This window comes from Variovorax sp. FW301-JW7, assembly GCF_058788795.1.
Genome location: NZ_JBYTBC010000006.1, coordinates 320,430 through 333,727 on the forward strand (window position 1 = coordinate 320,430; position 13,298 = coordinate 333,727).

At 69.3% G+C, this 13,298-nt stretch carries 16 protein-coding genes and 2 tRNA genes; 3 read left to right on the forward strand and 15 right to left on the reverse strand.

What is annotated here, in order from left to right; all coding sequences use genetic code 11:
* The first annotated feature begins 18 nt into the window (after positions 1-18).
* Entirely contained in the window at positions 19-195 is a 177-nt protein-coding gene (locus tag AC3WQM_RS18875; protein WP_157627325.1) for a hypothetical protein, read from the forward strand.
* A gap of 128 nt (positions 196-323) precedes the next feature.
* Here AC3WQM_RS18875 and AC3WQM_RS18880 read toward each other — a convergent pair whose 3' ends face one another.
* From AC3WQM_RS18880 to AC3WQM_RS18895, 4 genes are all read right to left on the reverse strand, one after another.
* Positions 324-887 carry an HNH endonuclease gene (locus AC3WQM_RS18880; protein ID WP_492680819.1) on the reverse strand — a complete coding sequence of 188 codons (564 nt, stop codon included), beginning with the start codon at positions 885-887 and terminating at the stop codon, positions 324-326.
* A 43-nt stretch (positions 888-930) separates the two neighbouring features.
* Positions 931-1,004: transfer RNA gene (locus AC3WQM_RS18885), tRNA-His, on the reverse strand.
* Positions 1,005-1,039: 35 nt separating this feature from the next.
* Positions 1,040-1,252, reverse strand: a complete 213-nt coding sequence (locus tag AC3WQM_RS18890) for a short-chain dehydrogenase (RefSeq protein WP_492680821.1) — start codon at positions 1,250-1,252, stop codon at positions 1,040-1,042.
* Positions 1,253-1,392: 140 nt separating this feature from the next.
* A tRNA-Pro gene (locus tag AC3WQM_RS18895) sits at positions 1,393-1,469 on the reverse strand.
* 284 nt (positions 1,470-1,753) lie between these two features.
* Between AC3WQM_RS18895 and AC3WQM_RS18900 the strand changes: the two genes are divergently transcribed.
* Positions 1,754-2,083, forward strand: coding sequence for a hypothetical protein (locus AC3WQM_RS18900; protein WP_492680823.1), 330 nt, complete (start codon positions 1,754-1,756; stop codon positions 2,081-2,083).
* A gap of 3 nt (positions 2,084-2,086) precedes the next feature.
* Complete coding sequence (locus AC3WQM_RS18905; RefSeq protein WP_139702007.1) at positions 2,087-2,503, forward strand: hypothetical protein; 417 nt, start codon at positions 2,087-2,089, stop codon at positions 2,501-2,503.
* Between the two features lie 14 nt (positions 2,504-2,517).
* On the opposite strand, the gene AC3WQM_RS18910 is transcribed toward AC3WQM_RS18905, so the two are convergent.
* The 11 genes from AC3WQM_RS18910 to AC3WQM_RS18960 are packed head-to-tail and all read right to left on the reverse strand — an operon-like array spanning position 2,518 to position 13,273.
* On the reverse strand, positions 2,518-2,985 hold the full coding sequence (locus AC3WQM_RS18910) for an acyl-CoA thioesterase (RefSeq protein WP_492680825.1): 468 nt from the start codon (positions 2,983-2,985) through the stop codon (positions 2,518-2,520).
* Complete coding sequence (locus AC3WQM_RS18915; RefSeq protein ID WP_062473285.1) at positions 2,982-3,515, reverse strand: MarR family winged helix-turn-helix transcriptional regulator; 534 nt, start codon at positions 3,513-3,515, stop codon at positions 2,982-2,984. The genes AC3WQM_RS18910 and AC3WQM_RS18915 overlap by 4 nt, the downstream gene beginning before the upstream one ends.
* The gene (locus AC3WQM_RS18920) at positions 3,512-4,288 is read right to left on the reverse strand and encodes an SDR family NAD(P)-dependent oxidoreductase (RefSeq protein ID WP_492680827.1); all 777 of its coding nucleotides are present in this window, start codon (positions 4,286-4,288) and stop codon (positions 3,512-3,514) included. The genes AC3WQM_RS18915 and AC3WQM_RS18920 overlap by 4 nt, the downstream gene beginning before the upstream one ends.
* A 53-nt stretch (positions 4,289-4,341) precedes the next feature.
* Positions 4,342-5,091, reverse strand: a complete 750-nt coding sequence (locus AC3WQM_RS18925; RefSeq protein ID WP_492680829.1) for an SDR family NAD(P)-dependent oxidoreductase — start codon at positions 5,089-5,091, stop codon at positions 4,342-4,344.
* The gene (locus tag AC3WQM_RS18930) at positions 5,088-6,677 is read right to left on the reverse strand and encodes an ATP-dependent acyl-CoA ligase (protein ID WP_492680831.1); all 1,590 of its coding nucleotides are present in this window, start codon (positions 6,675-6,677) and stop codon (positions 5,088-5,090) included. Before AC3WQM_RS18930 ends, AC3WQM_RS18925 begins: the two co-directional genes overlap by 4 nt.
* The gene (locus AC3WQM_RS18935) at positions 6,667-7,398 is read right to left on the reverse strand and encodes an ABC transporter ATP-binding protein (protein WP_095950531.1); all 732 of its coding nucleotides are present in this window, start codon (positions 7,396-7,398) and stop codon (positions 6,667-6,669) included. Before AC3WQM_RS18935 ends, AC3WQM_RS18930 begins: the two co-directional genes overlap by 11 nt.
* Positions 7,395-9,182: a branched-chain amino acid ABC transporter ATP-binding protein/permease gene (locus AC3WQM_RS18940; protein WP_492680833.1), complete on the reverse strand. Its 1,788-nt coding sequence runs from the start codon at positions 9,180-9,182 to the stop codon at positions 7,395-7,397. The genes AC3WQM_RS18935 and AC3WQM_RS18940 overlap by 4 nt, the downstream gene beginning before the upstream one ends.
* Complete coding sequence (locus tag AC3WQM_RS18945) at positions 9,179-10,234, reverse strand: branched-chain amino acid ABC transporter permease (protein ID WP_492680835.1); 1,056 nt, start codon at positions 10,232-10,234, stop codon at positions 9,179-9,181. The genes AC3WQM_RS18940 and AC3WQM_RS18945 overlap by 4 nt, the downstream gene beginning before the upstream one ends.
* Positions 10,235-10,289: 55 nt before the next feature.
* Positions 10,290-11,453: an ABC transporter substrate-binding protein gene (locus AC3WQM_RS18950; RefSeq protein WP_492680837.1), complete on the reverse strand. Its 1,164-nt coding sequence runs from the start codon at positions 11,451-11,453 to the stop codon at positions 10,290-10,292.
* Positions 11,454-11,492: 39 nt separating this feature from the next.
* Entirely contained in the window at positions 11,493-11,957 is a 465-nt protein-coding gene (locus tag AC3WQM_RS18955; protein ID WP_492680839.1) for an aromatic-ring-hydroxylating dioxygenase subunit beta, read from the reverse strand.
* Positions 11,954-13,273, reverse strand: coding sequence for an aromatic ring-hydroxylating dioxygenase subunit alpha (locus tag AC3WQM_RS18960; RefSeq protein WP_492680841.1), 1,320 nt, complete (start codon positions 13,271-13,273; stop codon positions 11,954-11,956). The genes AC3WQM_RS18955 and AC3WQM_RS18960 overlap by 4 nt, the downstream gene beginning before the upstream one ends.
* Between the last annotated feature and the right edge of the window lie 25 nt (positions 13,274-13,298).

The window sequence follows — 13,298 nt, forward strand, 5'->3', positions numbered from 1 at the left end:
TGCGCTATATTTCTTGGCATGGAAAAGGCATCCGACATAGGCAAACCCACGGTTCCGATCGATCTGATCGGGCCGGAGCATTGGGTCCGTTCACGGCGCGGCCCTCGCCGTACGACGAAGGTGCTCTTTATCTTGCTCGGCGGCCTGGCAGCAGCCACAGCAGTGGCCTACAGCTTCTTCGGCGCGGGGCGCTGAACACAACAAGCCACTCGCGCCTTCATTCACTCACACACGCATCGCTCGCGCACCACGAGCCGCACAAGGCAAAGCCCGCTGTCCGTTGATCCAACGGGCAGCGGGCTTTTCTCTTTGTGCACGTGGCGCTACTGCAGCCGCGAGCCGCGCGGCAGCCGCTTGGCCAGCCACTCGTGCACGTCTGCACGGATGTTGCGGCCTTCGAGCAGGAAGTTCTCGAAGCGGCTCGGCACGTACGGCAGGTAGACCAGCGGCATGCCGGCTTCTTCGGGCGTGCGCGCGGCCTTGCGGTTGTTGCAGACGGCGCAGGCGCTCACGAGGTTGGTCCAGCTCCACGGGCCGCCGCGCGACTCGGGCATGACGTGTTCGCACTGCAGGTCGCGGTCGGCGAACACCTGCGCGCAGTAGGCGCAGGTGTGGCGGTCGCGGCGCAGCAGCTTGGCCTTGGTCACGCCGGGCACGACGTCGAAGAGGTTGATCTTCGACGCGCCGCGCAGCGCGATGATGGGCGCGACGTCGATGCGCGACTGCACACCGCGCGCCACGTTGAAGCCACCGCGCAGCGTGGCCAGCGGCAGCGCGCCGTCTTCCCAGGCCACGTTGCCGGTGACGTAGTGCAACACCGCCTGCTCCAGCGAGATCCAGGCTTGCGGCGTGCCCTGAATATCGAGTTGCAGGACGTGTGAATGCATGACGAATCGCCTCCCTTCGCGGCGATGGCTTGTGGTGAACGGATGGGGTGCACGAACGGAATCGAACCGTTGTCAGCGGGACCACAACCCGCGGCTCTGCCATTGAGCTACACGCACCATTGAAGAAACAGAAGACGAGCAGTGCTGAGCGGCTACCACTCGCCCGACGCGCGCACGCGCTGGTCGAGGTCGAGGCTGTCGAGCGACGCCTCGCTGCCGCCCGGCAATGCCGACGCGCGATCGGCCACGTAGCGTGTCCCGAGCCCCACGCCGAAGCGCTGGGCCAGCGACCACACCATGTGCCTGCGCGGCAGCGGTGCCGGGTGCACGGCGATCATCCGGATCGGTGAGTTGCGCTTGCGCATGAGGGCCTCCTTGGTGGGTAACGAAAAAAGAAAGTAGTGACTTGAAAAATGTCCGGTGACGGGTTCCGGCGCCGCCCAATCTTTGCGGCCGGTTTCCGCGGGCGGGCCACGCGTTGGCATGGCCCGGTCCCGCTCGGGTGTGGTCCGTGTGGCAGGAGTTGAACCTGCGACCCTCTGGTCCCAAACCAGATGCGCTACCAGGCTGCGCCACACACGGAAGAAAAACTAAGAAAGCCTGCCGCGCTTCCATTTCGGTTGTGTCCTCACGCGACGGGCCGCGCGCTGGGCGCGGCCCCGTCGAACGTCGCTGCACAGGAGTGATCAACTCATGCACATCCCGCCAGACCGTCGACGCGGCAATTTCTGGCGGTGGGGTGAAGGCACACCCGAAATGGAAAGCGGCAAAAACAAAAAGGCCCGGAACCTTGCGGTGTCCGGGCCTCTTTGCGAGAGAGCTTGAGAGATGCGCGCCTACGCGCGACCTCCACCCGGGGGCACCTGATGAGCCTCGAACTGACCACCCACGCGCAGACGGGCTGCGGCTTTGGCGGCGTACGCGGTGTTCAGGTGCGAAGACAACGACAGGGGCGACGGCATGTCGAAACCATGGCAGAACCCGACGCGCACGAGCGGTCGGCCCGAGGCGGGTCGAATGCTGGTGAGGGTCAGTGCGGTGTTCACGATGGTTCCTGGTCAAAAATTGCCGCTGTCGGCTGTAAGGGGTTGGAAAAAAGGGACGGCTGGTGCCGTGAATTGGAGGCAACTGTAAAGAGTGTTTACGGCGACGTCAACAACCGGGACAATCTTTTCTTGTCTTGTTGTTGTTTTTGAACAGTGCCCCATACCACCGTCGCGCGCCGCCGCAATGCGCTTGTGCTGCATCGCCGCTTTCTTGAGGACGCCGTCGCGGCGGGCCTGCCCGCCAAGGGGCTCGACCAGGCCTTTGCACGCAAGCTCGAGATCTCTCCGAGCATGTGGAGCCAGATCAAGAGTGCGCGGCCCATCGGCGACAAGCTCGCACGGCAGATCGAGCGGCATTGCGACGTGGCTGCGGGCTGGCTCGACGAAGACAACACTGCGCCTTCAGAAGCACCGCCCGACGCGGCGGAAGAACGCTTCGTGGCCGCCGCGCGTGAGGCGTGGCGACAGGCCAATGCAAAAGGAAAGCGGGAACTCAGCGGCTGGCTGAAGAAGCACGCGCAGGAGAAGAAGGCGCTCGAGCCTGCCGACGGCCCTGCGCCGGCGCCCTAGCCTTGCTCAGGCCTTCAGGCCTTGCCAGCGGGCTCGGCAGCAGCCAGCGCCGGCGCATCGCGCAGGATGGCCGCGCGCATGTCGTCCGGCACGGCGATGGCGCGGTGCGTGTCGAGCGAGGTCGTCACCAGCACCTGACGCACCTGCATGCGCAGCTCGCCCGAGGTGGGATCGAAGCAGCGCAGCGACAACGTGATCGAACGCGAGCCCAGCTGCGCCACCGAGAGGCCGAGCATCACGCGGTCGCCCATGCGGCTCACGGCGCGGAAGTCGGCGTCGAGCTTCACGGTCGGCAGGCCGACGCGGCGCTCGCCGATCAGTGCGTGGTAGCCCACGCCGAGCCCCTCGCTCACCCAGTCTTCGACCAGGCCGTTGAGCATCACGAAGTACTGCGGATAGAAGACGATGCCCGCCGGGTCGCAGTCGGAAAAACGGATCAGGCGCGGGCGCTGGAACTCCACACCACCGCCCTCGCCGCTCATGCGCGGTCCTCGACCGCGCCGTCGCCGCGCATCACGTGCACGCGCAGCAGCCCGAGCTGGTTGTGCATCTGCTTGACGGTCTTCATGTCCAGGCCCGAGAACATCTCGAGGATCCACTGTTCGTGCTCGGTGGCCATGGCTTCGAAGGCGTTGCGGCCTTCGGGCGTGAGGCTCACGATCCAGGCGCGGCGGTCGTCGGGGCTGGGCGCGCGCGCTACCATGCCTTCGCGCTCGAGCTCGTCGGTCAGGCCGGTGACGTTGCCGCCGGTCACCATCAGGTAGCGCGAGAGCACGCGCATCTTCAGGCCGTCTTCGTAGCGGTACAGCTGCGCCATGTAGTCGAAGCGCGCCAGCGAGATGCCGAAGCGCTCGCGCAGCCGGCGCCGGATCTCGGCCTCGATCTGCGTGGTGCTCGCGAGCATGCGCAGCCACAGCTTGAGCATGGCGTGGTCTTCATGGCCGGCGCGGGCTTCGTGGCCGAGTTCTTCGGCGTCGCTCAGCACGGCGTGGGAGGCATCGTTGCGACTCATGTGACTTCTCCTCCGGAAACGGAGATCGACTGGCCCGTGACCGACGCGGCGCCCTCGCCGCACAGCCAGCGCACGGCGTCGGCCACTTCGGCCGGCTGCACGATGCGCTTTTGCGGGTTCACGCTGGAGAACTCGGCCAGCGCATCGGCTTCGCTGCGGCCGGTCTTGCCGACCACGTTGGCCACGCTGTTGCGCAGGATGTCGGTGTCTGTGTAGCCCGGGCACACGGCGTTCACGGTGATGCCCTTGCGCGCCACTTCGAGCGCCAGCGCGCGCGTGAGGCCGATCACGCCGTGCTTGGCCGCGGTGTAGGCCGACACGTAGGCGTAGCCCTTCTGCCCCGCCGTGCTGGCGATGTTGACGATGCGGCCCCAGCCGGCGTCGAGCATGTCGGGCAGCGCGGCCTGCGCGCACAGGAAGCTGCCGGTGAGGTTGACCGACAGCATGCGCTGCCACAGCTCGACCGAGGTCTTCAGGAACGGCGCGCTCTCGGCGGCGCCCGCGTTGTTGACCAGCACGGTCACCGCCCCGCGCTCGGCCCGCGCCTGCACAAAGGCCGACTGAACAGCCTCCGGGTCGGCCACGTCGGCCGCCACCACGCCGTGGCCGCTGCCGGCCAGGGTCTCGGCCACGCGCTGCAGGGCCTGCGCATCGCGGCCCAGCAAGGTCAGCACAGCGCCTTGGGCGGCAAGGGTGCGGGCGATCTCTGCGCCGATGCCGCGAGCGGCGCCGGTGACGAGGGCATGACGGCCAGTGAGCGAATTTGTGTGCATACCTGAATGGTTTAGTTCTGAATCATTTTAGCCATTTGCGCACCAGCAGGGTGCTACCGCATGAAACGGCCGCCGTTGAGGTCCAGCGTCGCCCCGGTCATGAAGGCCGCGGCCGGCGAGGCCAGGTAGACGACGGCGGCGGCCACCTCGTCGGCCAGGCCGAAGCGGCCGAGTGGGATGCCGGCCTTCAGCGCCTGTTGCCGCTCGGGTGGCAGCGCGGCGAGCGCGGGGCTGTCGATGGCGGCGGGGGCCAGCGCGTTCACGGTCACGCCGTGCGGCGCCAGCTCCTGCGCAAAGGCACGCGTCAGCGCCAGCAGGCCGGCCTTGCTGGCCGCGTAGTGCACGCCGGTGGCGCTGCTGACCTGCTGCCCCGCCAGCGAGGCCAGGTTGACGATGCGGCCCGCACCACGCTCGCGCATGTGCCTTCCCGCGATGCGGCAGCCGAAGAAGCTGCCGCGCAGGTTGATGGCAAGCACGTCGTCCCACTCGGCGGGCGTGATGTCCCACAGCGAGGTGGTCGGCGTGCGCGCCGCGTTGTTGACCAGGATGTCGACCGCGCCGAAGTGCGCCACGGCCTGCGCGAAGCGGACGTTGAAGGCCTGTTCATCGCGCACGTCGAGCGGCAATGCGAGGCCGTTCACTTCGGCGGCAACGACCTGTGCATTGGCTTCGTCGATATCCGCCACCGCCACGCGCGCACCGGCCTGCGCCAGGGCTCGCGCAATGGCCGCACCCAGCCCCTGCCCCGCGCCGGTCACGAAGGCCACGCGCCCTGCCAGTGGAAGCGCGGTGGCGTGCGTCATCCGGCTTTGGCGGGCCGACCGTCCCAGGTCTGCGGCCCCACGCCGCGCTCGCGCAGCTTGAACTTCTGCACCTTGCCGTTCTCGGTGCGCGGCAAGTCGGGCAAGAGGTCGATGTAGCGCGGCACCGCGAAGTACGGCAGGCGGCCTTCGCAGAAGCGCGCCAGCTCGGCCGGGTCGATGACGATGCCCTCGCGCGCCACCAGCGCGGCCATCACCTCGTCTTCGGCCAGCTCGGAGCGCACGGGGTACACCGCGCACGAAGCCACGCCGGGGTGGCTCAGCAGCACCTGCTCGACCTCGAAGGACGAGATGTTCTCGCCGCGCCGGCGGATCGCGTCCTTGATGCGGTCGACAAAACGGAATGCACCATCGGCATCGCGCACCACGCGATCGCCCGTGTGGAACCACAGGTTGCGCCAGGCCTCTACGGTCTTCTCGGGCATGTGGAAGTAGCCGCTGGCAAAGGCGTACGGTTCGTCCGCACGCAGCAGCAGCTCGCCGGCTTCGCCGGGCGGCAGCGGCACGTCGTCCTCGTCGGCCACGCAGGCCTGGAAGCCGGGGCGCAGCCAGCCCATGACGCCACCGCGCGGCGAATCTGGCGCGGTGGCAATGGCGAAGTTGGTCTCGGTCGAGCCGTAGCCTTCGAGCAGCGCCACGCCCGTGCGCGCCTTGAAGGCCTGCCCCGCGGCCGCGGGCACGCCGGGCCCGAGGCCGGTGCGCACGCGGTGGTTGCGCTCGCCCTCGCCTTCGGGCTGGGCCAGCAGGATGGGCACCATCGCGCCGAGCAGGTAGACCACGGTCGCGCCGTTGGCGCGCATCGCGGGCCAGAAGCCCGAGGCGGAGAAGCGCGACTCGAACACCACCTCGGCCCCGGTGAGCGCGGCCTGCGCGAAGGTGTTGAGCGCGTTGATGTGAAAGAGCGGCAGCGTGGTGCACAGCACGTCGTCGCGGCCCACGCCGAGCACCTCGGCGCTGTTCACGCCCCACCAGAAGTACTGCGCCTGCGGGCAGATCACGCCCTTGGCCGGGCCCGTGGTGCCCGAGGTGTAGAGGATGGCGAGCGGGTCGCCCGGCTGCACCGCAGCGGGCGGCAGGGCCTGCGCGCCCGGCGGGTAGGCCGACACGCGCACGCCGGCGGGCGGTGTCCACGGCGCTTCGGCCTCGCCGACCACCCACACCTCGCGCAGCGCCGTGCGAGATAGGTCGGCCGTCGCCAGCCGCTCGAGAAAACCCGCCTCGATCACCAGCAGCTTCGCCTCGCTGTTCGCGAGGAAGTATTCGATCTGCGGCCCCATCGACGCGGTGTTGACCGGCACCACCGACGCACCGAGCCAGCCCGCGCCGAGGAAGGTGTCGAGAAACTCGATGCGGTTGCCGCACATGACGGCGATGCGGTCGCCGCGCGCCACGCCGTGCTGCGCGAGCGCACCGGCGCGCGTGGCCGCCGCATCGGCCGCATCGGCATGCGTCCATTGCCGGCCCGCGATGCGCAGCAGCGGTCGGCTGCCGAACAGCGCCGCCTGCCGCTGCAGCATGGCGGGCAGCGTGCGCTGCGCCGGCGGCACCGCGCGCGGGTCACTCGTCATCGTGCGTGCCTCCGCCGAGGTAGGTGGCCTGCACGCGCGGGTCGCTCGCGAGGTCACCGGAAGCACCCGAGAGCGCGATCTCTCCCGTCTCCAGCACATAGCCTTCGTCCGAGCTTTCGAGCGCGGCGCGCGCGTTCTGCTCCACCAGCAGGATCGACACGCCGTCGTCGCGCAGCTTGCGCACGATGGTGAGGATGTCGCGCACGATCAGCGGCGCCAGGCCCAGGCTGGGCTCGTCGAGCATCAGCAGGCGCGGTGCCGACATGAGCGCGCGGCCCACCGCCAGCATCTGCCGCTCGCCGCCCGAGAGCGTGTCGGCGCGTTGCGCGCGGCGCTCGGCCAGGCGCGGGAAGCGGTCGTACACCGACTGCAGCTGCCGCTTCATCGCGTCGCCGCGCAGCCGCTTGGCGTAGGCGCCCAGCTGCAGGTTGTCGAGCACGGTGAGCTCGCCGAACAGCTCGCGCCGCTCGGGCACGAGGCACAGTCCGCGCTCCACGCGCGACTCCACGTCGAGCCCTTGCAGGTCTTCGCCTTCGAAGCGCAGCGTGCCCTTGCACGGCAGCAGGCCCATGGCCGCGGCCAGCAGCGTGGTCTTGCCCGCGCCGTTGGGGCCGATCACCGAGATGATCTGGCCCCGCTGCACGTCGAGCGACACGCCGCGCACGGCTTCGACCTGCCCGTACGACACATGCAGATCGCCAATCTCCAGCATCGCGGTCATACAACGCTCCCCAGGTAAGCCGCCTGCACACGCTCGTCCGCGCGCACCGCCGAAGGCACGCCCTCCACGAGCTTGGAGCCGAAGTTCATCACCACCAGACGGTCCACCAGTTTCATCACGAAGTCCATGTCGTGTTCGACGATCAGGATGGTCACGCCCTCCTCGCGCAGCTTGCGCAGCAGGTCACCGAGTGCCATCTTTTCCTTGCGGCGCAGGCCGGCCGCGGGCTCGTCGAGCACCAGCAGCACAGGGTCGGCGGCCAGCGCGCGCGCGATCTCCAGGATGCGCTGCGTGCCCAGCGGCAGGCTGCCCGCAAGCTCGTGCGCGCGGTCGCCCAGGCCGATGCGGTCGAGCTGGCGCTGCGCCTCCTGCAGGATCTGGCTTTCTTCGGTGCGGTCCAGCCGCAGGCCCGCTTTCAGGATGCCCGAGCGGGTGCGCGAGTGCGCGCCCAGCGCCACGTTGTCCAGCAGGCTCATGTGCGGGCGCAGCTTCACGTGCTGGAAGGTGCGCGCCAGCCCGAGCCGTGCCACCGCGCGCTGCGGCATGCCGGCGATGTCGTGCTCGAGAAAGCGCACCTGGCCCGCGCTCATCGGCAGCGTGCAGGTCAGCAGGTTGAACATGGTCGACTTGCCCGCGCCGTTGGGCCCGATGAGGCCGATGATCTCGCCCGCCTTGACGTCGAAGCTCACGTCGTTCACTGCCACCAGCCCGCCGAAGCGCTTCACGGCGCCGTTGACCGACAGCACCTGCGTGCCGCGCGCCGGCAGCTGCCGGTGCGGCAGCGGCTCGACCGGCGCGCCGGTGTAGCGCGAGGCGCCCTGCGGCGCGGCGCGCCGGCGCGTCCAGCGGCGCAGCAGGCCCATCACGCCGCCGCGCGCAAAGTGCAGCAGCAGGATGAACAGCGCCGCGAAGGCCACGGCCTCCAGTTGCCCCGCGCGCTGCGTGAGCATCGGCAGCACGTCCTGCAGGCCGTTCTTCAGCACCAGCACCAGGGCCGCGCCCACCAGTGCACCCGCCAGCTGCCCGAGCCCGCCGGCCACGGCCATCAGCAGGTACTCGATGCTCATGCGCACGTCGAAGGGCGACGGGCTCACGAAGCGGTTCATGTGTGCATAGAGCCAGCCCGCCAGCCCCGCGAACAGCGCCGCCGTGACGAACAGCGACAGCCGCACGCGGTACGCATCCGCGCCCACGCTGGCCAGCAGCGTGGCGCCGCCGCGCAGCCCGCGAATCGCGCGGCCGGGCCGCGACTGCAGCAGGTTGTGGCTGAACAGGCAAGCCAGCCCGACCACCACCCAGATCAGGTAGTACATCGCGCGCGGATCGGCCAGCGACCAGCCGCCGATCTGCAGCGCCGGGATGTTCGACAGGCCCGTGTGGCGCCCGAGCGCATCGACGTTGCCGAACAGCATCGCGATCGACAGCCCCCAGGCGATGGTGCTCAGCGGCAGGAAGTGCCCGCCCAGGCGCAAGGTGAGCATGCCGATGGCCAGCGCCGACAGGCCCGTGAGCAGCAGCGCGAACAGGAGCCCGAGCCACGGCGACAGGCCCTGCGCGGTCGTGAGCCAGGCCGTGGCGTAGGCCGCGATGCCCACGAAGGCCGCCTGGCCGAACGAGGTGGCGCCGCCCACGCCGGTGAGCAGCACGAGGCCCAGCGCCACCAGCGCGCCGATGCCGATGTCGTTCAGCAGCGAGACCGTGAAGCTGCCCGCCACGGCCGGCACCAGGGCCAGCACGACGATCACCGCCGCGATCCACGCCATGCGTTTGGTGTTGCCGTTCATTGGTCCACCTCGTCTTCTTCCTCTTCCGAATGGGCCGCCATGAAGGAGCGCAGCATGAGCACCGGGATCAGCAGGCTGAACACGATCACGTCTTTCAGCGCGCCGCTCCAGAACGACGCGAAGCTCTCGACCACGCCGACCGCCAGCGCGCCGATGGCCGTCATCGGGTAGCTCACGAGCCCGCCGATGATCGCGGCCACGAAGGCCTTCAGGCCGATGATGAAACCCGAGTCGTAGTACATGGTGGTCACCGGCGCGATCAGCACGCCGATGAGCCCCGCCAGCAGCGAAGCGCAGCCGTAGGCCAGCAGCGCCGTGCGCACCGGCCGGATGCCGACCAGCCGCGCACCCACGCGGTTCACGGCCGTGGCGCGCAGCGCCTTGCCGGCCACCGTGCGCTCGAACACCAGGAAGAACAGCCCGCTCAGCACCACGGCCGCCCCCACCATCAGCACCACCTGGCCGCTGACCGTGAAGCCGTCGCCCAGCGTGAACACGGCGCTCGTGAGCGGCGTGGTGCGCGAGCCTTCAGGCCCGAAGAACAGCAGGCCCAGGCCCGACAGCAGGAAGTGCAGCGCCAGCGACACGATCAGCAGCACCAGCACCGAGGCATCGGCGATCGGCTGGAACACCACGCGCGCCAGCAGCGGCGCGATGGGCACCACCAGCAGCACCGCCACCGCGATGTGCACGGCCACCGGCACGCCGGGCCGCGCCGCCAGCCAGGCGAGCACGCACGGAATGGCGGGCAGCACGCCCCAGGTCAGCACCGCCTTCGGTATGCGCGCGGCCTCGCCGCGCCGCAGCAGGCTGCCGATCTCAGTGGCCAGCGCCAGCACGGCCAGCACCGCGACCATGCCGATGGTCGGCGGCACGCGGCCGGTCTCGAAGGCCGCCAGCGACAGCGCGGCAAAGGCCGCGATGTCACCGAACGGCACGAACACCACCCGCGTGACCGAGAAGATCAGCACCAGCCCGAGCCCGGCCAGCAGATAGACGGCACCGTTGGCCAGGCCGTCGGTGACGAGGATCAATGCCACGTCCCAGTTCATAGAAAAACCTCTGTCGGAGTCATCGTTGTCGTTGTCGTGAAGGGAAACAGGAGATTCAAGGGGCGAGCTTCCATTGGCCGTTGTCGAGCTTGACGATCACGCGGGCGCGCTCGTCCACGCCGTACAGGCTGCCGGGCTTGAAGGTGTAGACGCCGTGCGTGCCGACCACCTCCTTGGTGCTGAAGATCGCGTCGCGCAGCGCCACGCGGAACTCGGGCGTGCCCGGCTCGGCCTTCTTCATGGCGCGCGAGGCGGCGTCCACAAACACCAGCCAGCCGTCGAACGAATAGGCCGAGAAGGCGTCGCTCGTGGGTGCGTTGTTGACCTTCTGGAACACGGCGCGGAAGTCGGTCGCGATCTTCTTGGTCGGGTAGTCGGCCGGCAGCTGCTCGGCGACGATCACGGGGCCCGTGGGCATCAGCGCGTTCTGGCCGGCCGCGCCGACCACGCGCACGAAGTCGGGGTTGATCAGGCCGTGCTGGCCGTACACGCCGCCCTTGAAGCCGCGCTCCTGCAGCGCCAGGAACGGCAGCGCGCCCGGCGTGCCGGCGCCGCCGGTCATCACCGCGTCGGGGCGCAGCGCCACGATCTTCAGCACCTGGCCGGTCACCGAGGCGTCGGCGCGCGCGTAGCGCTCGTTGCTCACCACCTTGATGCCGGCGGCGGGCGCGGCCTTGTTCAGGGCCTCGTACACCAGGTCGCCCCAGGCATCGGAGAAACCGATGTAGCCCACGGTCTTGACGTTGTTGCGCTTCATGCGCTCGACCACCGCGTCGATCATGAGCTGCGTGGGCTGCGCCACCGTCATCACCCACGGGTTCTCGTTGGGGTCGAGCAGGATGGGCGTGAGGCCGATCATGGGCGTCTTCGCCTCCTTGCCCACCTGCGCCATCGCGATGGCCGACGGCACGCCCGAGGTGCCCATGAGCACGTCGACCTTCTCGTCCTCGATGAGCTTGCGCGCGTTGCGCCCGGCCGTGGTCGGGTCGGAGCCGTCGTCCAGCACCACGAGCTGGATCTTGCGGCCGTTGACCTCGCCCTTGTAGGCCAGCGCGGCCTGCATGCCCTTGGCGTACGGCACGCCCAGCGAGGAGTTGGGCCCCGACAGCGACACGCTGAGTCCGACCTTGAGGTCGGCCGCCAGTGCGCTCGCCACACCACAGGCGGTCAGCGCCGCGGCGAGGGCACCGCGCGTCAAGGTCTGCATCAGGTTCTTCATGTCGTAGCTCCAGTGAGGAAGGATGGAAGGAACAGAAACTCAGATGAACAACTGGATGGCCGGCAGAGGGCGCGCGGCGTTGAGCAGGTCGATGCGCTTCTCGCGGATGGACCAGCCCGTGGGGGTGCGGACGAGGTGGTGGCGGGCGGTGCCGCTCAGCAGCAGCTGGTCGTCGCCGCGCGCCTCGATGTAGAGAAAAGGCGTGCGCAGGCGCACGTCGTCGGCGCCCTCTTCCTCGATGCGCGAGGGCTGCAGCACATGCTGGCTGTGGCTGGCCGGGTGCTGCGAATGCGCACGCGGGTTCTTCAGGCGCTCCACGCGCAGCTGCAGAAGCAGCCGGTCTTCGTAGGCCAGCGAGTTGTGCGAGAACGGATCGGCCTGCGCCGCACCGAGCAGCGGCACCCAGTAGTGGCCGTCGTCGGCGAACAGGGCCAGCCAGTCGTCGAAGCGGCGCGCGTCGAGCAGGGCCGCCTCTTGGGCGATGAAGTCGCGCGGGTCGTTCATGCCGCCACCTCCGGCGTCATGGCCCGGGCCCAGGCTCGGAACTGGTTGCGCATGAGCAGCTCGTTGGTGCCGTTGGTGGTCACCGTGGCCTGCTGCGTCTCGGCCGGGTCGTGGTTGCGGTGCAGGCTGATCCACTCGTTGCCGCCGGCACGCAGGCCCTTCTGGATGCTCTCGAACAGGTGCACGTCGTCGTGCGCCACCACCGACATGGGCGAGAACACGAGCCGGTTGTAGCTCATGGCGCGCTCGAACAGGAGCGCGGGCGCACCGGCCGCGCGGAAGCTCCAGGCCTCGATGAGCGTGCGGTCGGCCGCCAGCGGGCGGATCACGCGGATGGCCTGCGGCGAGCCCTTGACCGACAGGCTCGGGTACAGCACCGAGTTCTGCGGCGAGCGCTGCAGGATGTCGGCAGCGCGCTGCGCGCCGTGCGCGGCCTGCATCGCGGCCTCGTACTCGGGCAGCTGGGCGTAGTTGGAGTGGATGCTGAAGTTCACGCCCAGCACGCTGTGGCCGTTGGCGAACACGCGCCCGCCCATCTGGTCGAAGAACTCGTAGCCCGAGCCGAAGGGCAGGATCTGCTCCATCGCCATCGGCTTGGGGTCGGTGGGCGCATGCCCTTCCCACAGCGCCTCGGCGGCCTTGGTGGCCGACTCGTGCGTCGACATCGGGTGCACCGTGTCGTTGATGTTCTCCAGGTACATCTTCCAGTTGCAATGGACGACGTTGCGCAGCACGCCGCCGCCGACGGTGAGCTTGCCCTCGGGCGAGCGGTCGACCATGTTGTCGAGCGCGCCGAGCACCTCGCCGAAATAGTCCTCGAACGAGGGGCCGGTGTCGGACAGGCGCACGAACACGAAGTCGCGGTACACCTTCACGTGCTTCACCACCGACAGCCCCTGCCCCGACTCGCAGGCCTTGAGCTGCGTGCCCTCGTAGCCGTTCTTCAGCGGCAGGCCCAGCGGCGCGCCGTCCAGCTTGTAGGTCCACGCGTGGTACGGGCAGCGAAAGAAGCGGCCGGTGTTGCCGCTCTCGTCTGTCACGAGCTGCGTGCCCTTGTGGGCGCAGCGGTTGTACATGACGTGCACCGCGCCGTCGGGCTGGCGCACCATGAGCAGCGGGCGGCCCGCGATCTCCTGCGTGACGAAGTCGCCCGCCGCCGGCACCTGGCTGGCATGGCCCAGGAAGACCCAGGTGCGGGCGAACAGGCGCTCCTGCTCCAGCGCGAACAGCTCGTCGCTGAGGTACAGGTCGCGGTGCACCCGGTCGTCGCGGACCAGCGCCGCGACGAGATCGGGGCGGTTGCGGTAGGCGGTCATGGCGGTGGGCTTCGGTTAGACCGAG